At 72.9% G+C, this 18,830-nt stretch carries 11 protein-coding genes and 1 pseudogene; 6 read left to right on the forward strand and 6 right to left on the reverse strand.

The features are described from left to right. Positions 1–162: 162 nt before the first annotated feature. Entirely contained in the window at positions 163–2,256 is a 2,094-nt protein-coding gene (locus EJG53_RS05910) for an FUSC family protein (protein WP_125043954.1), read from the reverse strand. Between the two features lie 277 nt (positions 2,257–2,533). Next, positions 2,534–3,571, reverse strand: coding sequence for an oxidoreductase (locus tag EJG53_RS05915; RefSeq protein WP_125043955.1), 1,038 nt, complete (start codon positions 3,569–3,571; stop codon positions 2,534–2,536). Positions 3,572–3,757: 186 nt separating this feature from the next. On the opposite strand from EJG53_RS05915, the gene EJG53_RS05920 reads away from it, so the two are divergent. Further along, positions 3,758–4,723, forward strand: coding sequence for an FAD-dependent oxidoreductase (locus tag EJG53_RS05920; RefSeq protein ID WP_167515063.1), 966 nt, complete (start codon positions 3,758–3,760; stop codon positions 4,721–4,723). A gap of 57 nt (positions 4,724–4,780) precedes the next feature. Here the strand turns inward: EJG53_RS05920 and EJG53_RS05925 are convergent, their stop codons facing one another. The 3 genes from EJG53_RS05925 to EJG53_RS05935 form a co-directional block, all read right to left on the reverse strand. After that, positions 4,781–6,487 carry a BCCT family transporter gene (locus EJG53_RS05925; RefSeq protein ID WP_125049185.1) on the reverse strand — a complete coding sequence of 569 codons (1,707 nt, stop codon included), beginning with the start codon at positions 6,485–6,487 and terminating at the stop codon, positions 4,781–4,783. A 113-nt stretch (positions 6,488–6,600) separates the two neighbouring features. Continuing rightward, the gene (locus tag EJG53_RS05930) at positions 6,601–7,914 is read right to left on the reverse strand and encodes a M14 family metallopeptidase (protein WP_125043956.1); all 1,314 of its coding nucleotides are present in this window, start codon (positions 7,912–7,914) and stop codon (positions 6,601–6,603) included. Positions 7,915–8,021: 107 nt separating this feature from the next. After that, a complete protein-coding gene (locus tag EJG53_RS05935; RefSeq protein ID WP_174856368.1) occupies positions 8,022–9,986 on the reverse strand; it encodes a Xaa-Pro dipeptidyl-peptidase in 1,965 nt (654 codons plus the stop codon). A gap of 245 nt (positions 9,987–10,231) precedes the next feature. On the opposite strand from EJG53_RS05935, the gene EJG53_RS05940 reads away from it, so the two are divergent. From EJG53_RS05940 to EJG53_RS05950, 3 genes and pseudogenes are all read left to right on the forward strand, one after another. Continuing rightward, on the forward strand, positions 10,232–11,749 hold the full coding sequence (locus EJG53_RS05940; protein ID WP_125043957.1) for a M1 family metallopeptidase: 1,518 nt from the start codon (positions 10,232–10,234) through the stop codon (positions 11,747–11,749). A gap of 150 nt (positions 11,750–11,899) precedes the next feature. Further along, positions 11,900–12,918 (forward strand): annotated as a pseudogene (gene sph, locus EJG53_RS05945) (sphingomyelin phosphodiesterase). Positions 12,919–13,147: 229 nt separating this feature from the next. Next, the gene (locus tag EJG53_RS05950; RefSeq protein WP_244955003.1) at positions 13,148–14,548 is read left to right on the forward strand and encodes an MFS transporter; all 1,401 of its coding nucleotides are present in this window, start codon (positions 13,148–13,150) and stop codon (positions 14,546–14,548) included. Positions 14,549–14,641: 93 nt separating this feature from the next. Here the strand turns inward: EJG53_RS05950 and EJG53_RS05955 are convergent, their stop codons facing one another. Then, positions 14,642–16,132, reverse strand: a complete 1,491-nt coding sequence (locus tag EJG53_RS05955; protein WP_167515064.1) for an amino acid permease — start codon at positions 16,130–16,132, stop codon at positions 14,642–14,644. Between the two features lie 480 nt (positions 16,133–16,612). Between EJG53_RS05955 and EJG53_RS05960 the strand changes: the two genes are divergently transcribed. Together EJG53_RS05960 and EJG53_RS05965 are read left to right on the forward strand one after the other, a co-directional pair. Beyond that, a complete protein-coding gene (locus EJG53_RS05960; RefSeq protein ID WP_125043960.1) occupies positions 16,613–17,344 on the forward strand; it encodes a MerR family transcriptional regulator in 732 nt (243 codons plus the stop codon). 88 nt (positions 17,345–17,432) lie between these two features. Then, complete coding sequence (locus EJG53_RS05965; protein ID WP_167515065.1) at positions 17,433–18,827, forward strand: ATP-binding protein; 1,395 nt, start codon at positions 17,433–17,435, stop codon at positions 18,825–18,827. The last annotated feature ends 3 nt before the right edge of the window (positions 18,828–18,830 follow it).

The following is an 18,830-nucleotide window of genomic DNA, read 5'->3' on the forward strand; positions in this document are numbered from 1 at the left end:
CGCGACGGTGCCGCCCGGCTCCTCCAGTAGCGCACCGGCCCGGCGGCGTCGGCATGCCCGGCGTGCCAAGCGGGTGGCGGAAGCCGAACCGGCGCCCGTCGGCAGCACGCCTACCCGATGCGGGTGGGTTCAGACCGGACGTTCGCGGCTCCGCTGACCGCTTCAGGCCGCGCCCGCGAAGCCGCGCATCCGTTCCAGCTCGGCGGCCACGTCCGTGAGCGTCGCGCAGCCCGGTACGGGCGGGATCTGCGCCGCGAGTGCGGGCGGGCCGGGGCGGCCCGGGTCCTCCAGCGCGTCCGCCATCGCGGTGAGCGCCTCGGACAGCCGGTGGGCCTCCTGCCGGGTCGGGCGGCGGGCGCCGTGGTCGAGGCGTACGGCGCAGGCGGTCGCCGCGTCGACGATGCGTTCGGCGGCGGTGACGACCGTGAGCCAGTCGGGGTTGCGGCCGCGCGCCGCGACCAGTTCGGCGGCCGCGGTCTCGGCCGCCGCGCGGGCCTCGCCGAGCGCCCGGTAGGCCTCCCGGCGCAGGACCAGCCGCTCGCCCCGGTCGTGCCCCGGTTCGGTCCTGAGCACCTCGCCCAGGTACGCGCCGGTGGCGCGCAGCGCGGCGGTGACCCGGTGGCCGACGCGGCGGCGCGGGTCGGCGAGCCGCGGCAGGTGGCCGACGACGAGCACGATGCCGCAGGCGGCCGAGGTGTCCACGATCCGCTCCAGCGCGGCCTGCGGGTCGCCGCTGACGTGCACGAACGACAGCACCATCAGGGTGATCGCGACGGTCTGCAGCGCGAAGTGGCGGGTGGCGAACGGCAGCAGCGCGCCGCCCGCTCCGGCGATGAGCGCGGGCCACCACCAGCCGTCCAGCAGCATCCCGGCCGCCGCGAAGACCAGCACGCCGGCGACGGTCCCGGCGAAGCGGTTGACCGTACGGGAGAAGAGCGGACCCAGGTCGGGCTTGACCAGGAAGGTGACGGTGGCGGGCAGCCAGTACCAGTGCTCGGCGCGCAGCGCGAGGGCCACCGCCGCGCTCACGGCGATGCACAGGCCGACCCGCAGGCCGTAGTCGCGGCCGGCCGGCCCGAGGAGGCTCCGGCCGCGCCGGGTACGGGGGGCGAGCAGCGCGATCGCCCGGTCGCGCAGGGAGGGGCGGCGGCCAGGCGCGGGACGTTCCGCGGCGGGGGTCCCGCGCTCCCCGTCCCCCGGCTGCGTCTCGATCTGCCCATCCGTCGCCGTCTCCCCCGACGTCTCCGTACGCACGGGTACGGCCCCGGAGATCGCCGCGGGCCCGCCGTCGGCCCCGGCGGTGTCCAGCGGTTCCGTACGGGCGAAGACCACCGCGGCGTCCAGGAGGGCGCGGTCGAAGGCGCCGCGCGCCGGGGAGCTGGTCTCCGGAGCGGCGAGCCGGCCCGGCGGCCGGCCGGTGCGCAGCGCTTCGGCGAAGCGGCGCGGGCCCTCGGCGACCCGGTCCGGCAGCGGCTGGGCCTCCCACAGCAGCGCGACGCTGGCCTCGCACAGCGCGGTGCCGGCGGCCAGCCGCTCGGCGAGCAGCCGTTCGTCCGCGCGGGGGCGGCGGCGCAGCAGGCGGCGCAGCCGCAGGGCTTCGTCGGCCCGGTCGAGTGCGGCGGTGAGGCGGCGGCGGGCCGCTTCGGCGCCGGGTCCGCCGACGGCTTCCAGCGCGTCCGCGAGCGCGTCGAAGACGGTGGCGACGGCCGCCCGCTCACCGCTGAGCGGGCCGCCGACCGGGCGGGGCGGGTGGAACACCAGGCGCAGCAGGAGCAGCCACAGGCAGCCGGCGAGGAGGTAGAGGGCCTTGAGCCACGGCGCGCCGGACAGCGGCATGCCCGCACCGAGGATGGTGCTGGCCAGCATCTGCATGCCCGCGTTGGACCGGACCGGTCCGGCGACGCTGCCCGCGCCCGAGACGAAGCCCACGGCGAACAGTGCGGGGACCACCCACCAGCCCGCGCCGACGGTCTGGAGCGTGGCGCCCATCAGCATGCCGAGGGACGACGCGAGGGCGGGCAGGCCGATGTGCACGACGCCGCGGCGGCGGGTGCCGGGGCGGTCGTTGACGCCCGCGAGCATGGAGCCGAGGCCGGCCAGCACTCCGGCGGCCGGGTGGCCGGTGGCCACGCCCGCGGCGAGCAGCGGGCCGGCGCACAGGGCTCCGCGCACCACGGCGGCCCAGGGCACGGGCAGCCGCTGCCAGCGCAGGGGGTGGGCGAGCCAGGTGGGCACGGCGCGCGGAGCGCGGGGCATGGGCCTCCTTGTACGACGGATGACGAGGACGGGAGCGGCGGACATAGGGGTACGTACCCGTACCGAGCGGGACGTACTGCCCAGCACGGAGGAAGGGCACACGGAGTACCCGGGACGGGCGGGGGGCGGGGTGTCCGAGGGGCGTCATCGGCCGACGGTGCCGACATCCAGCTTAAGGTCCCGTTTGTACGCACCGGGACGTGCGGGTCACCGGAATGTCAAGATCACATTCAGCCGTACCGGACGCGGGTCCGCGCCGGCCCCGCCGTCCGCCCGCCTACTCCCCCGCCACCGGCGCGACCAGCACACTGCCGCTCGTCCGGGCGACCACGTACGCCGTCCCCCGCGTCGCCCGCGCGTCCACCGCCAGCCGGTGCGTGCCCGCCTCGACCTGCCCGGCGAACAGCTCCGCCGTCCGGGTGCGCGACAGCCGGTCCACGCGGTACGCGGTGATGCCGATCCGGCACGGCACCGCGGTCTCGACCGTGACCTCGCCGCGGGCCGCGGCCAGCCGCAGCAGGCGCCGCTGGTCCTGCGGGCACCGGTCCAGCGCCTGTTCGACACGGGCGACGAGCAGCGGGACGACCGGCACCGGCAGGTCCACGAAGACCGCCGAGGAGCCCGCCGCCGCGAACGCGGCGCGCACCGCGGTCCGCTCCGCCTCCCCCACCGCGCTGCCGAAGGCCACCGCTCCGTACGAACGTAACTCGTCCGGCGAGGCGCCCGCCGCGTCCCGGGTGATCTCCGCGCCGATGCCGATGCCGCGCAGGGCGGCGGCCAGCCGGGCGGGCAGCGCGACCCGCCGGCCGACCAGCAGGACCCGCCGGGAGGCCGCCGCGCCGCGCTCCGGGCCGGCCTCGGACAGCAGGTTCTCCAGCGCGGCCCGGTACCGCGCGCCGTGGAAGCGGAACGGGCCGATGCCCGGGTAGCCGTCGCGCCGCAGGTCCGCGGTCCGCCCGGTCTGCCAGGCGAAGTCGCGCCAGACGACGTCCGGGCCGTCCCGCTCGATGACGGCGGTGACCGCGCCGCACTCCAGCCCCTCGCACTCCGGGCAGCCGTAGAGGACGTAGCGGCCGTCGGCGAGCGGGGCGTCCTCCTCCAGGAGCAGCCGCCGCACGTGCGCGGTGAACAGGGACGGGCCGAGGTCGGCGGCGAGCGGGGAGACCGCGTCGAGGTCGGCCAGGCGCAGCAGGAGCGGTCTGCCGTCGACGATGAAGTCCCAGAAGTCGCGGTGGGCCTCGTACGCGCCGTTGGACAGTACCGCTCCGGCGCGTGTCGCGGGCGCCAGTCCGAAGGTCGCGTAGTGCGCAGCCATGTCCTGAGTATCCCCACGGACCGCTGATATGAGCCCGGCGCCGGGCAATTCACGGGGAGGGGGACGTTCCGGTTACGCGGCCGCGATGCCGGTCCGCCGGGCGGCCGGACCGCGGTCCGGTGCCGCCGCGCGGCCGCCCCCGTCACACCCGTCGCCCGCGGCGGGCGCAGCGGATAGCGTCCAGGCATGACGACGAGCGATGTGATCGTGATCGGCGGCGGGGTGACCGGCCTGACGGCCGCCGTCAGGCTGGCGGAGCTCGGGCGCGAGGTGCGGGTCGTCAGCCGTGACCCGGCCCGGGACACCACCTCCGCGGTCGCGGGCGGCCTGTGCTGGCCCTACCGGGTGCGGCCGGAGGAACGCGCGGTCGCCTGGTCGCTGCGCTCCCTCCACCTGCTCACCGAGCTGGCGGCGCGCCCGGCGGAGACCGGCGTACGGCTGGTGACCGGCACGATGGCCGACGCCGGGGACGCGGAGCCGGACGGCTGGCACGCGGCGGTGCCGGGGCTGCGGCGGGCCACGCCGGACGAGCTGCCGCCGGGCTGCGGCGCGGGCTGGCGGGCCGCGGTGCCGCTGGTGGACATGCCGTCCCATCTGCGGTACCTGGAGCGGCGGTTGGCGCGGGCGGGCGGCACGGTGCAGCGGCGGCCGTTCACCTCGCTCGCGGAGGCGGGGCGGGAGGCCGGCACGGTCGTCAACTGCTCCGGGCTGGGTGCCCGGGAGCTGGTGCCGGACGTGGCGGTGCAGCCCGTGCAGGGACAGTTGGTGATCGTGGAGAACCCCGGTATCGAGGAGTGGTTCGGGTCGGCGGACGCGCACGCCGAGAGCACGACGTACATCCTGCCGCAGCCGTACGGGGTGGTCCTCGGCGGCACGGCGCGCGAGGGCGCCTGGTCGCGGGAGCCGGACCCGGCGACCGCCCGCGCGATCGTGGAGCGCTGCGCGCGGGTCCACCCGAAGCTGGCGCACGCCCGTGTCCTGGCGCACCGGGTCGGTCTGCGCCCGGGACGCACCGCCGTACGGCTGGAGGCGGAGCGGCTGCCGGGCGGCGCGCTGTGTGTGCACAACTACGGGCACGGCGGGGCGGGTGTGACGGTGGCGTGGGGGTGCGCGGACGAGGTGGTGCGGCTGACGGGCGACGGGGCGGGGTGAGGGGAGGGCCGGTCTCCCGCCGGCCCTCCCCTCGTGGCCGCTCCCGTGCGGCCGGTGCTACGGCGTGCCCTCCTCGGCGGCCGGGGCGGACGCGCCGGCCGCCCCGGCCCGGGTGCCGTCCGCGCCGTTGCCCGGTCCGATACGGATCTCGAAGTCGCCGTCGTAACGCTCGTGGCCCGCGATGACGGCCAGTTCGACGACCTCTTCGCCCTTCTGCCCGCGGACGATCAGCGGGTCGTGGCGCAGGTCCTTCATCAGCGCCCAGCACATCGCGATCATCACCAGGGTGAAGGGCACCGCGACCAGGATCGTCAGGTTCTGCAGCCCGGTGAGGGCGTCGCCCGAACCGCCGCCGATCAGCAGCATGATCGCGGCGACCGCGCCGGTGACCACGCCCCAGAAGACGACCACGAGCCGGGTCGGTTCGAAGGACCCCTTCTGCGAGAGGGTGCCCATCACGATGGACGCGGCGTCCGCGCCGGAGACGAAGAAGATCCCGACGAGGATCATGACCAGGATGCTGGTGAGGGTGGCCGCCGGGTACTGGTGCAGCACGTCGAAGAGCTGCCCCTCCGGCGTGGTCTCGCCGGCGAGCCGCTTCGTGTCCTGGAGGTGCATCGCGGAGCTGCCGAACACCGCGAACCACAGCAGGCTCACCACGCTCGGCACCAGGATCACCCCGCCGATGAACTGCCGGATCGTGCGTCCGCGGCTGATCCGGGCGATGAACATGCCGACGAACGGCGTCCAGGAGATCCACCACGCCCAGTAGAAGACCGTCCAGCCGCGCAGCCAGTCACCGACCTTGTCGCCGCTGCTGGCCTCCGTCCGGCCGGCGAGCTGCGGCAGTTCGCCGATGAAGGTGCCGATGGAGGTCGGCAGCATGTTCAGGATGAGGACGGTCGGTCCGACGACGAAGACGAAGACGGCCAGGATCAGCGCCAGCACCATGTTGATGTTGGACAGCATCTGGACGCCCCGGGCGATGCCGGAGACCGCCGACAGGATGAAGGCGACGGTCAGTACGGCGATGACGGCGACGAGCAGGGTGGTGCTGACCTTGTCCATCCAGCCGAGCACCTTGATCCCGCTGCCGATCTGGAGCGCGCCGAGCCCCAGCGAGGCGGCGGAGCCGAAGAGCGTGGCGAAGATGGCCAGGATGTCGATGACCTGCCCGCCCCAGCCGTTGGCCCGCCGCTGGCCGATCAGCGGGGTGAACACCGCGCTTATGGTCTGCCGCCGCCCCCGCCGGAAGGCGCTGTACGCGATGGCCAGCCCCACGACCGCGTAGATCGCCCAGGGGTGCAGCGTCCAGTGGAAGAGGGTGGTGGCCAGCGCGGTGTCCATGGCCTGGGCGGCGTCCTTGGGGTCGGTGCCCGGCGGCGGCGCGCCGAAGTGCCCCAGCGGCTCGCTGACCCCGTAGAACATCAGGCCGATGCCCATGCCCGCGCTGAACATCATCGCGACCCAGGACACCGTACGGAACTCGGGCTCCTCGCCCTCCTTCCCGAGCGTGATCCGGCCGTACTTGCTCACCGCCAGCCAGATCGCGAAGACCACGAAGCCGGAGGCGGAGAGCACGAAGGCCCAGCCGCCGTTCGCGATGACCCAGTCCAGCATCGTCGACGAGGCGCTCTTGAGCGACTCGGTGGAGGTGGCGCCCCAGACGATGAAGGCGAGGGTGAGCAGCGCCGTGACGCCGAAGACCACGCGGTCGGTCTGCGGAGGGCCGGTGCGCCGCGGCTCGCCGGGAAGGTCCGCCATGACCGGCGCGCCTCCCCCGCCGCCCGTGTCCTTGTCTGATTCCGACACGTGTCGACCTTTCAATTGGCCAGTTTTTTCCTACCCGTTACCCCCTACCACGCGGCGGAACCCGTTCAGCAGCCCTTGAGCGGAGTCGCGGCCGTAAGGTGATAATCGGCCCGGCCGTCCAACAGCAGCGGGACGAGGGCGCGCAGCGACTGGCGCAATGGCACCACGGCGCCGCCCTTCGCGGCTCGGTGCGACAACACTCCGTGCAGGGCGAGTTCGTCCTTGACCTGGGCGTACTGCCGCGCGTCGAGGCGGTACGCGCACGGCGGGTCGGCCAGGACCTTCTCGGCGGAAGGCGGTTCGTTGTCCGCGCCGCCGAGGTAGACGGGCCCCCGGTCGGCGTAACCGGCCAGCCGGGCGCGGGCCGTGGCGGTCTCGATCCGGGCCCGGCGTTCACCAACGAAATCGAACAGCCCGTCCAGCGCGGCGTGTTGGGAGGCGACCCGGCGGCGGTTGTTCAGCGCCGGGTCGGCCTTCTCGGCGTCGGTCAGCGCGTCGACCCGGGTCTCCACGAGCAGCCCGACGGAGTTCTTCACCCCGGCGGTGTTGCGCAGGATGCGCTCCTGGCCGTCACCGGCCACCTGCTTGACCGGGTCGCCGGTCACCGGGTCGGTCCAGATGCCGTAGATGCCGGTGCTGAAACCGGCGTCGGCCGCTGCGGGGCGGACGTACTTCTCGGACAGGGCGGTGGACTCCCGGTGCACCGCGCGGGCGGTGTTGAGGTTGCGGGGCCACAGGGAGAGCAGGTCTTTCATGTAATAGGGCACGGTGGGCCCGTATTCGTGCAGGTCGTAGACGATGTCCGGGCGGTGGTCGCGCTGTACGGCGGCCAGCGCCCGCGCCTCGGCGGTCTTCAGGGCGAGGTGGTCGCGGTTGATGTCCACGCCGTCGGAGTTGCCCCGGGTGTCGGCGGCCCGGCCGTCCGGGTTGGCGGTCGGCACGACCAGCACACTCGTGCGTTCCAGGAAGCGCCGGGTGGCCCGGTCCCCGGCGAAGGCGAGGTCCCGGACGGTGGACAGGCACGCCTCGCGCCCGGACGGCTCGTCGCCGTGCTGCGAGCAGATCAGCAGCACCGCGCTGCCGCGCCGCACCTCGGCCGCGCTCTTCGGGGCCGGTGCGCCGATGCGGACGAGCTGGAGCGGGCGGCCCTGTGCGGTGGTGCCGATCCGTTCCGTACGGACACGGTCGCTCGCCCGGTCCACGGCGGCGAGGAAGTCCCGCTCCTCCGGCTGGCTGGTCCAGCGGGCGCCGTTGCTGGTCTCGAAGCCGGTACGGGGCAGGTCCGGGCCGGACGCCCCGGCGGGCGGCGCGGCCAGCAGGGTCGCGGTGAGCGCGGCGGCCAGCGCCCCGAAGGCGAGGCCGCGGGAGAGGGATGTCACGAGGGGGTGCCTCCGGTGTCGGACGGTGGGGCGAACGGTGGAGGGGTGCTGCCGGGTGCGGGGGATGCGGAGGGGCCGGGCCACGGTGGCCCGGCCCCTCCGTGCTGTCAGCGCGCCTGCGGTACGCGGCGCGGAACGGAGGGCTCCACGCCGGTCGCCGGCGCCGGTGCGATCCGCGCCCCGCCGGTCCCCGCCGTGGCCGCGGCCAGCGCCTTGCCGCCGCCGACGACGGGCAGGCGGGCGGCGGTGCGGGCGAGGTCCAGGGTCAGGCGCGGGGTGGTGGACGGCGGGTCGATCAGGCCGGCGTCCGTCCCGGCGATGATGAGCGCGAGCCGGTGCCCGGCGGGGACGACGTGGTCGCTCGCGGCCAGGTCGAGGGTGATCGTATAGGGCTTGCCGGGGGTCAGCGGGCGGCCCTTGCCCGGGTCGGCCCAGTTGCCCAGGTCGGCCCAGCCGCGGCTGAAGACGGTGTGGCCGACGTTCAGCGTGTCGGCCTTGGTCTCCTTGTAGCAGGCGCTGTCACCGGCGGTGCTCGCGCCCCAGCAGGTGCGGTCGGCGAGGGTGGTGATGCCCTCACCCGCCGCGCCGTAGTTGCGGATGGTGTCGGGCCCGAGGTCCACCAGGACGGCGGAGAGGTGGGCGGTGGTGGTGCTGGGGGTGGCGGTGACGGTCACCTTGCCGGAGCCGGACAGGCGCAGCGGCTCGGCGAGGGGCTTGGTGGTGAACCCGGCCTTGGCGGGGGTGGACGTGTCGATCTGCGCGGCCCAGTCCTCTTCGTTCAGGCGCGGGTCGTCGGTGAAGGTCTCGGTGGCGCCGTGCGGCGCGCGCCGGGTGCCGAGTTCGCCGACGCCGGGGGCGCTGCCGTTGCGCGGCCGTACGGTGGTGGCCGAGGTGCCGGCGGCGGGCCAGACGCGGTCGGTGGTCCACCGGTCGGGGGCGCGTTCGACGTCGGCCATCGGCTCGTCGTCGATGCCGTTGTCGTAGCCCATCAGGTAGTGGTCGAACCAGCGGTGCAGGGTGGGCACCCAGGCGGACCGGCGGAAGTCGAACGGGTCGACGTGGCCGGTCTGGGAGAGCCAGACCTTGCGCTCGACGCCGTTGTCGGCGAGCGCGTCCCACCACTGGCCGAAGTGCTTGGTGCGGACGTTGAGGTCCTGCATCCCGTGGATGGCGAAGACGCTGGCGGTGACGTTCCCCGCGTCCTTGACGTAGTCGCGTTCGGTCCACAGCGGGGTCCGGTCGCCGGTGCGCGGGGCGCCCTCGGCGAGTTTCTTCTGCACGGCGTCGCAGCGCAGGCGCGCCTCGGGGCTGTTGACGCGGTTGGCCAGCGCGTCGGGGCCGGAGTTGTACAGCGGGGCGCCCTTGGCGAAGTAGTAGTCGTACCAGGAGGAGATGGCGGCGATGGGCACGATGGTCTTCAGGCCCTCGACGCCGGTGGCGGCGACGCCGTTGGCGATGGTGCCGTCCCAGCTCTTGCCGATCATGCCGGTGTCGCCGTTCGACCAGCCGGCGGTGACGCGTTTGCCGCCGGTACGGGAGTCGTAGGCGCGTCCGCGGCCGTTGAGCCAGTCGACCACGGCGCGCGCGGACTGGATGTCGGAGCGTCCGCCGACATCCACGCAGCCGTCCGAGCGGTTGGTGCCCGCGAGGTCGACCAGGACCGTCGCATAGCCGCGCGGCACGAAGAAGTTGTCGTAGAACAGCGGGAACTGCACGGGCCGTCCGGCGCTGTCGTAGGTCTTCTTCTGGCTCTCGTTGCCGCGTCCGCAGCAGGAGTAGTAGGGGCTGGCGTCCATGATCACGGGTACCCGGCGGCCCTGCTGCGCGGGTTCGCGCGGCCGCACGATGTCGACGGCGACCCGGTCGGTGCGTCCGTCCGAGTCGCCGTCGATCCTGGTGTCCACCCAGACCGATTCGCGTATCGCGCGGTCGTAGGAGTACACGGGTCTGGACTCACCGGAGGATGCCTGGGCGGCGGACGCCGGCCCGGTGAGTGTGGCCAGCAGGGCGACGGCCACCGCCGCCACGAGCGCTTTCCAGGGGATGCGGGGGAACCGCGCGCTAGGAGTCACGGGCGGACGGTAGCGCGGGGGAACTCCTGTGCGTAAGAGTGCGCGGGGTGGCGGACGGGAACGGAGCGGTGTCCGCGGGGTGCCGTGGCGCACGGTGTGCGGGGGTGACCTGTGACGTCCTGATGTCGGTCATGTGTCAGGTGCGGCCATGGACATGACGGGAGGGCCCCCGGTACATAAGGTCTGAACAACTGAGGATCTGATGGGCCTACCGGGCTCACCTCCCCTACAAGCTGGAGGATTTCGTGCGTCACAGACTCATCGTTCCGGGTGCGGCCGCCCTCAGCCTGCTGCTGGCGATCCCGGCTTCCGCGGCCAGTTACGCACCCGGCGCTCCGGGCGCGGGCGACTCCTACTACCCCGAGAGCGGCAACGGCGGGTACGACGTCTCCCATTACGACCTGCGGCTGAAGTACCAGCCGACGACGGACCTGCTGGAGGGCACGGCGACGCTGCTCGCCAAGACCACGCAGGACCTGAACCGCTTCAACCTCGACTTCGGCCTGAAGGTCAGCGAGATACGCGTCAACGGCAAGAAGGCGACCTTCGCCACCTCCGGCAAGCACGAGCTGGAGATCACGCCGGCCACGCCGCTGCCCAAGGGCAAGGACATCAGCGTCGTCGTGCGCTATGCGGGCAAGCCGTCCGAGCTGAAGATCGACGGCTACTCCGCCTGGCACCGCACGCCCGACGGCGGAGTGATCGCGCAGGAGCCGGACTCCGCCGTGTGGTGGTTCCCGAGCAACGACCACCCGACCGACAAGGCGACGTACGACATCTCCGTCTCGGTGCCGGACGGCAACCAGGCGCTGAGCAACGGCGTCCTGCTGTCGCAGACCTCCAAGCTCGGCTGGACCCGCTTCAACTGGCGTTCGGACAAGCCGCAGGCGCCGTACCTGACCACGCTCGCGGTCGGCAAGTTCGACGTCACCAAGGACACCACGGCCAGCGGCCTGCCGGTGATCAACGCCGTCAGCAAGGACCTCGGCTCCTACGAGGGCTCGGCGCGCGCGAGCATCGAGCGCACCACCGAGGTCACGGAGTGGCTGGAGTCGGTCTTCGGCCCGTACCCGTTCAACTCGGTCGGCGGTTACGTCCCCAACGTGAAGGCCGGGTACGCGCTGGAGACGCAGACCCGCCCGTTCTACGGCAAGGAGGCGTTCGCCAACGGCACCAACGTCTCCGTGGTGGTGCACGAGATCGCGCACCAGTGGTACGGCGACAGCGTCTCGGTCAAGGACTGGAAGGACATCTGGGTCAACGAGGGCTTCGCCCGCTACAGCCAGTGGCTGTGGTCGGAGAAGGAGGGTGAGGGCACCGGCCAGGAGCTGGCCGACTACGTCTACGCCCAGCACCCGGCCGACGACCCGTTCTGGAAGGTCAAGCCGGGCGACCCGGGCCCGGACAACCAGTTCAGCGGCGCCGTGTACGACCGGGGCGCGCTCACGCTGCAGGCCCTGCGCAACGAGGTCGGCGACCGGGCGTTCTTCGGGCTCCTGAAGTCCTGGCCCACCGACAAGAAGTACGGCAACGCCTCGGTGCAGGACTTCGTGACGTACGCCGAGCGCAAGACCGGCAAGCCGCTCGCGGCGCTGTTCGACACCTGGCTGTTCCAGCCGTCCAAGCCGTCGGCCCCGGCGCTGAAGAAGGCGTTCGGCGCCCGGTCGGCCGCCCCGGCCAAGGCACCGGCGCAGCCGAAGTCCTGGAAGTCGATCCAGGCCACGAACACCGTGCACGAGACCGGCCACGGTCACCGGCACTGACGTGACAGCGGGGCCCGGCGCGGTGTGCGCCGGGCCCCGCCGCACGCGCCACGTCCCCTCCATCTCCGCGCCACCCAGAAGTTACTCAGAAGTAAGTGCGCCTGGTTCGATGTGCGGCGGGTCTTCCCCCTCACGCCACCAGGAGTCCGCATGCCGCACCGTCCGCCACGCCGTCCGCTCACCGCCGTCCTCGCCACGGCGCTGGCCGCCGGGACGGCCGTCACGGCGTGCCTCGCCGTGGCCCCCGCGGCGTCGGCCGCCCAGACGCCGGAGGCCCGGCCCCGGCCGCGGTGCCCGCGGTGAAGGTGCTCTCGTACAACGTCTTCCTGATGAGCAAGAACCTCTACCCCAACTGGGGGCAGGACCAGCGGGCCAAGGCGATCGCCTCCGCCGGTTTCTTCCAGGGCCAGGACGTCGTCGTCCTCCAGGAAGCCTTCGACAACGCGTCCTCCGACGCGCTCAAGTCGGCCGCGGCGGCACCGTATCCGTACCAGACACCGGTGGTCGGGCGCGGCAGGAGCGGCTGGGACGCCACGGGCGGCGCCTATTCCGCCACCACCCCGGAGGACGGCGGCGTCACCCTGCTGAGCAAGTGGCCGCTGCTCCGCAAGGAGCAGTACGTGTTCAAGGACGCCTGCGGTGCCGACTCCTGGTCCAACAAGGGCTTCGTCTACGCGGCGCTGAACGTCCGAGGCACCACGGTGCACGTGGTCGGCACCCACGCCCAGTCGACCGACCCGGGATGCAAGGCGGGCGAAGCGGCAGCGGTCCGGGCGAAGCAGTTCAAGGAGATCGACGCCTTCCTGGACGCGAAGAAGATCCCGGCGGACGAACAGGTCATGGTCGCGGGCGACTTGAACGTGGACTCGCGCAGCCCCGAGTTCGCCTCCCTGCTCACCGACGCCGGACTCGTGGCGGCCGACGCGCGCACCGGACACCCGTACTCCTTCGACACCCGGGAGAACTCCGTCGCGGCCTACCGCTACCCGGACGACCCGCGCGAGGACCTGGACCACGTCCTGCACCGCCGCGGCCACGCCCGGCCCGCGGGCTGGTCCAACGAGGTCGTCAAGGAGCGGTCCGCCCCCTGGACGGTGTCGAGCTGGGGCAAGGACTACACCTACACCAACCTCTCGGACCACTACCCCGTGGTGGCCGCGCAGCGCTGAAGGCGGCAGGCCAGGGCTCCGGGCTCTTCGGGGCGGGGCGGCGGCGCGGACTTTCAGTAAGGGGCAAAGAACCGTGGCACCACTTGCTTTCCTGGACATCGGAAGTCCAGGATGCTGGGGTGACCGAGTTATCCGCTGATCCACGGGCCACTTCCGCGCGGCCCTCCCCGCCACCGCCGCCGCCCCGCGCCCGGGACCGCTGCTCGCCGTCCTGCTGTCCGCGTGGTTCATGGCCCAGTTCGACTTCTTCGTCGTCAACGTCGCCGCCCCCTCGTTCGAGAGAGACCTGCACACCGGGCCCGCCGCCCTCGAACTCATCGTCGGCGGCTACGCCTTCGCGTACGCCAGCGGCATGATCACCGGCGGTCGGCTCGGTGACCTCTTCGGGTACCGGCGGACATTCGTCGTCGGGCTGATCGCCTTCGCCGTCACCTCCCTGCTGTGCGGCATCGCGGTGAACCCGGCCCAACTGGTCGGCGCCCGGCTGCTCCAGGGCTTCGCCGGGGCCGTGATGGTGCCGCAGGTGCTCGCCACGATCACCGCCACGTTCCCGGCGCACGCCCGGGGCCGGGCGATGGCCTGGTACGGCGTCGCCGGCGGGACGGCCTCGGTCGCCGGGCAGGTGCTCGGCGGGCTGATGCTGGACGCCGACATCCTCGGGCTCGGCTGGCGGGTGCTGTTCCTGATCAATGTGCCGATCGGCGCGGTCGCGGCCCTGCTGGCCCTGCGCTTCCTGCCCTCGGTGCGCTCCGAGCGCCGCGCCCGACTGGACCTGGCCGGTGCGGGCGGCGTGGCCCTGACGCTGGGCCTGGTGCTCGTACCGCTCGCCATGGGCCGGACGGCCGGCTGGCCCGCCTGGACCTGGATCTGTCTGGGCGCCACCGTCCCGGTGGGCGCGGCCACGGTGCTCTGGCAGCGGCGCCTGGCCGCGCGGGGCGGCGATCCCGTCCTCGACCTCACGCTGTTCCGCGAGGGTTCCTACCTCGCCGGTGTGGTGACGGGGGCGGCCTTCATGGCGTACTGGGCGAGCGTGATGTTCACCCTGACGCTGCTGCTCCAGGGCGGTTTCGGGCTGGGCCCGTTCGAGGCGGGGCTGGCGTTCGCGCCGACCGGTGTGTGTTACGCCGGGTTCGCCCTGCTGAGCCGGGCGCTGGTCCAGCGCTTCGGGCTGCGCATACTGCAACTGGGCAGCCTCGTCACGGTGACCGGCCTGACGGCGGTCGCCCTCGTACTGCACTTCCAGCCGGACCACGGGGCACTGCCCTGGGTCGTCGTCACCATGGCGGTGGCCGGGGTGGGCAACGGGCTGATGTTCCCGCAGTTGATCGGCGCGTCGCTGGTGCGGGTGCCCGTGCGGCGGGCCGGGATCGGCGCCGGGGTGCTCACCACCGCCCAGCAGTTCGGCGGCGCGGCCGGTGTCGCGGTCATCGGCGCGGCCTTCTTCGCGCTGGCCGGCAGCACGCCGAGCGCCGCCGGGTACGCCCGCGCCGCCATGTGGACCACCGTCGTGTCGGTCGCCCTGACCTGTGTGGTCACGGTGCTGACGACGGTCATCCGGCGTGCGGCCGACCGTACGGCGCGGGCGGAACTCGACCGGGCCGCGAAGGCGGCTCAAGCTACGGACGGCTGAGAGTCACCCGCAGGACGAAGGGCGGTCGCGCGGCGTGCGCACGACCGCCCTTCGCCGTGTCCTACGGCCGCACGGTCAGCCTCTGCCGAAGGATCAGCCCTTGTCGAGCGTCGCCCGGCCGGCCGCCGCCTCGCGTTCGGCCGCGATCCGGCTCACCCGGCCGCGGACCACGAACCAACCGCCGAACAGCGCGGCGCCGATGACCGGCACCAGCATCACGGTCTGCTGCCCCACGCCCTCGCTGTCGAAGGCCATCAGGACGACGACGCCGAGCAGGAAGACGATGGTCGCGATGTCGGTGACCGGGGTGCCCGGCAGTTGGAAGCGGGGCCGGTCGACCAGGCCCGCGCGGGAGCGCCGGACGAAGACCATGTGACAGAGCATGATGGTGCACCAGGTGCTGATGATGCCCAGCGCCGCGATGTTCAGTACGATCTCGAACGCCTTGCCCGGCACCAGGTAGTTCAGGCCGACGCCCAGGACGCACACCGCGGAGGTGAGCATGATGCCGCCGTACGGCACCTGGTTGCGGTTCATCAGGGCGGCGAACTTCGGCGCCGAGCCCGCCATCGACATCGAGCGCAGGATGCGGCCGGTCGAGTAGAGGCCGGAGTTCAGGCTGGACATGGCGGCGGTGAGCACCACGAGGTTCATCACGTCGCCCGCGGCCGGTACGCCCACGTTGGACAGCACGGTCACGAAGGGGCTCTCGGAGCCGGTGTACTTGTTCCACGGCAGCAGCAGCGCGAGCAGGATGACCGAGCCGACGTAGAAGACACCGACCCGCCACATGATCGAGTTCACGGCCTTGGGCACGACCTTCTCCGGCTCGCTGGTCTCGCCCGCGGTGACGCCGACCAGTTCGACGGCGGAGTAGGCGAAGACCACGCCCTGCAGCACGACCACCACGGGCAGCAGGCCGCTCGGGAAGAAGCCGCCGTGGTCGGTGATCAGGTTCAGGCCGGGGGTCTCGCCGCCCACCGGGTGCTGGGTGGCCAGCAGGAAGATCCCGATGAACATGAAGACGACCAGAGCCGCGACCTTGATGATCGCGAACCAGAACTCCATCTCACCGAAGATCTTCACCGAGATGAGATTGATGGCCAGCACCACCGCGAGCGCGATCAGCGCCATGGCCCACTGCGGTACGGCGGTGAACAGGCTCCAGTAGTGGGTGTAGAGGGCGATCGCGGTGATGTCGGCGATGCCGGTCGTGGACCAGTTGACGACGTACATCCAGCCCGCGACGTAGGCCCCCTTCTCCCCCAGGAACTCCCGCGCGTACGAGACGAAGGAGCCCGAGGACGGGCGGTGCAGCACCAGTTCGCCCAGGGCCCGTACGACGAAGAACGCGAACAGGCCGCAGACCGCGTACGCGACGGCGAGCGCGGGTCCGGCGGAGGCGAGCCGGCCGCCGGCGCCCAGGAACAGGCCGGTGCCGATCGCCCCGCCGATCGCGATCATGTTGATGTGCCGGCCCTTGAGGCCCTTGCTGTATCCGGCGTCCCCCGCGTCCTGGGCGGCCGACACCTTCCCCCCGTCCGGTGGCCTGTGGGCGTCTTCCTGGACGGTTTCCGTGCTCACAGCTGGTTCATCTCGCTTTCGGGCAGGCGATGGAGCCGTCGCCGGTCCCACGGGTCACGCGAGTCCGGCCGACGGCACACCTTCCCCCAGAGCCGCCCCCTCGTCTGTGGGCTGGATCACAGCATGTATGAGCCATCAATAATCCGTCCGGTTATGCCCGGAATGGCTTGTCGGGGTCATGTCGATGAGCCCGCTATTCCGCCACGCTCCGGTCATCGCCCCTCACCCAGGAGAACGGCACAGCCGTCGAGTTCCGGTCTTCACTGGCCGGAAACCGCCGCCGCGTCGCGACCACGGCGCCGCACCGCGACGGCGGGCGCGGGACCGGCCCGCGCCCGCCCCGCCCCCGCCGGTCCCGGAAGGTTTCACAGGGCTGGTGAGACAGCAATACTGTTGAACACGGTCCCCCGCGGCACGGACGCGGCGGGCGCAGGGGGCGCGGGCACCCGCGCGGACGCAGCGAGGGAAGTGAGGCGCGGCATGGCCACCGGGGCCGGGGAAGAACCGACACTCACCGTCGACGAGTTGGCCGCCCGTGCGGGCGTGACCGTGCGCACCGTCCGTTTCTACAGCACCCGGGGGCTGCTGCCCCCGCCCGCGATCGGCCCGCGCCGCGTCGGCCGGTACGGCGCCGCGCATCTGTCCCGGCTCGCCCTGATCGAGGAACTCCAGCACCACGGCATGACGCTGGCCGCCATCGAGCGCTACCTCGCCCGGCTGCCCGACGACCTCAGCGCCCACGACCTCGCCATCCACCGCGCGCTGGTCGCCTCCTGGTCGCCGGACTCCGCCGAGGAGGCGACCCGGGCCCACCTGGAGCGCCGCGCGGGCCGGGCGCTGAGCGAGGACGACATCGACCGGCTGGCGGCGATGGACGTGCTGGAGCGCACCGGGGCCCCCGACGCGTTCCGGGTCGACCCGGCCGTCCTCCACCTGGGCATCCGGCTGCTGGACGTACCGGTGGCGCTGGAGACGCTGCTCGCCGCCCGTACCGTCGTGCAGGAGCACACCCGCTCGGCGGCGCGCGAGCTGACCCGGCTCTTCCACGACGAGGTGTGGGGCCCGTACCGCGCGCGCGAGTCGGACCCCGAGCAGGTGGAGTCGATGAAGTCGCTCTCCGCGCACATGCAGCCGATGGTGGTGCAGGCTCTGGTCACGGCCTTCCAGCGGTCGATGCGCGAGGAGCTGCGGGCGACCTACGCCGAGGAGTGATCCCGCGCCCGGCGGGCATGACGTGGTTACCGGTACGCGGGTGCGGCCGGCGGTGCGGCACGACCCGACGAGCGAGACGAGGCCGTGGGTGGAGGGGCGCAGCATTTCCCGGGCCGAGGCGGCGGACATCCTCGCCCGGCAGGAGAGCCACTTCTGGGAGTTCAAGAGCGGCCGCAGCGGCGGGGCGGTCGTGCAGGTCATCGCGGCCGCGCTGGCCAACGCCGAGGGCGGCGAGTTCATCGTCGGCATCGAGGACCCGCGCAGCGGGCACGGGCTGGCGCGGTGGCGCGGCTTCGCCTCGCTGGAGGACGCCAACTTCGTCCAGCAGGCGATGGTCGACCAGGTGGAGCCGCCGGTTCCGTACGACATCGAGTTCCTGCGGGTGGACGGGCACCCGGAGCTGGGGTGGGCCTGCCTGGTCACGGTCCACAAGAGCCCGGACGTGCACCGGACGGCGCGCGGCGAGGTGCCGCAGCGCCGGGGCGCCCAGTCACGGCGCCTGAAGGGGACGCAGATCACCGATCTGTCGCTGTCCAAGGGCGCCCGCTCCTACGAGGACCAGTTGCTGCGCGACTACACCCTGGAGGAGCTGCGGGACGAGGACGAGCTGCGCGTCTTCCTCGGCCGGTACAGCCCGAGCACCCCCGCCGAACGGTTCCTGCGCCGGCAGCGCCTGGTGGACCGCGGCGGGTCGCCGGCGACCGTGGCGGGCGCCGTGCTGTTCGCCGCCGAGCCGCCCGTCGTCGTACCGAAGAAGTGCTCGGTGAAGATCGCCCGGTACGAGACCGGGGAGCAGGTCCCGGACCGGCGGCACCTGAAGTCGGCGCCGACGACGGTGGACGGGCCGGCCCGGCTGCTGATCGACCGGACGCTGGCGGCGGTCACCCGGATCATCCAGTCGGTGCCGGTGCTGGGCCCGGACGGCGCTCTGTCGCCGATGGCCTATCCCCCGGAGGCGCTGAAGGAGATCATCGTCAACGCGGTGATCCACCGGGACTACAACCTCTCCGACGACATCCTGATCTCGGTCTTCGACAACCGGGTGGAGGTCCGCAGTCCGGGCCGGCTGCCCGGCCACATGACCCCGGACACCCTGTTCACGGACCGCTTCGCGCGCAACCCGACGATCGTGCGGTTACTGAACAAGTACCCGGACCCGCCGAACAAGGACATCGGCGAGGGGCTGGACACCGTACTGAGCACGATGAAGGCGGCCAAGCTCAGGGAGCCGCGGTTCTTCGTGGAGGACAACGCGTTCGTCGTGGTGCTGGAGCACACGCCGCTGGCCCGGCCCGAGGAACTGGTGCTCCAGTACCTGCGGTCCAACCCGGAGATCCCCAACCGGATCGCGCGCCGGATCACCGGCATCGCCTCCGAGAACCGGATGAAGCGGGTCTTCCACCGGCTGCGGGACGCCGGGCAGATCGAGCCGGTGCCGGGCCGGGCCGGGTCCCGCGCGGCGTGGCGGCTCAAGGGGGACTGAGAG

Source organism: Streptomyces chrestomyceticus JCM 4735 (genome assembly GCF_003865135.1).
In the GTDB taxonomy this organism is placed as follows: domain Bacteria; phylum Actinomycetota; class Actinomycetes; order Streptomycetales; family Streptomycetaceae; genus Streptomyces; species Streptomyces chrestomyceticus.

Excerpts from the sequence above, each read along its gene's own strand:
- EJG53_RS05960 (WP_125043960.1), top strand. The coding sequence starts at position 16,613 with ATGGCCACCGGGGCCGGGGAAGAACCGACACTCACCGTCGACGAGTTG.
- EJG53_RS05915 (WP_125043955.1), bottom strand. The coding sequence starts at position 3,571 with ATGGCTGCGCACTACGCGACCTTCGGACTGGCGCCCGCGACACGCGCC.
- EJG53_RS05925 (WP_125049185.1), bottom strand. The coding sequence starts at position 6,487 with ATGGCGGACCTTCCCGGCGAGCCGCGGCGCACCGGCCCTCCGCAGACC.
- EJG53_RS05910 (WP_125043954.1), bottom strand. The coding sequence starts at position 2,256 with ATGCCCCGCGCTCCGCGCGCCGTGCCCACCTGGCTCGCCCACCCCCTG.
- EJG53_RS05950 (WP_244955003.1), top strand. The coding sequence starts at position 13,148 with ATGGCCCAGTTCGACTTCTTCGTCGTCAACGTCGCCGCCCCCTCGTTC.
- EJG53_RS05920 (WP_167515063.1), top strand. The coding sequence starts at position 3,758 with ATGACGACGAGCGATGTGATCGTGATCGGCGGCGGGGTGACCGGCCTG.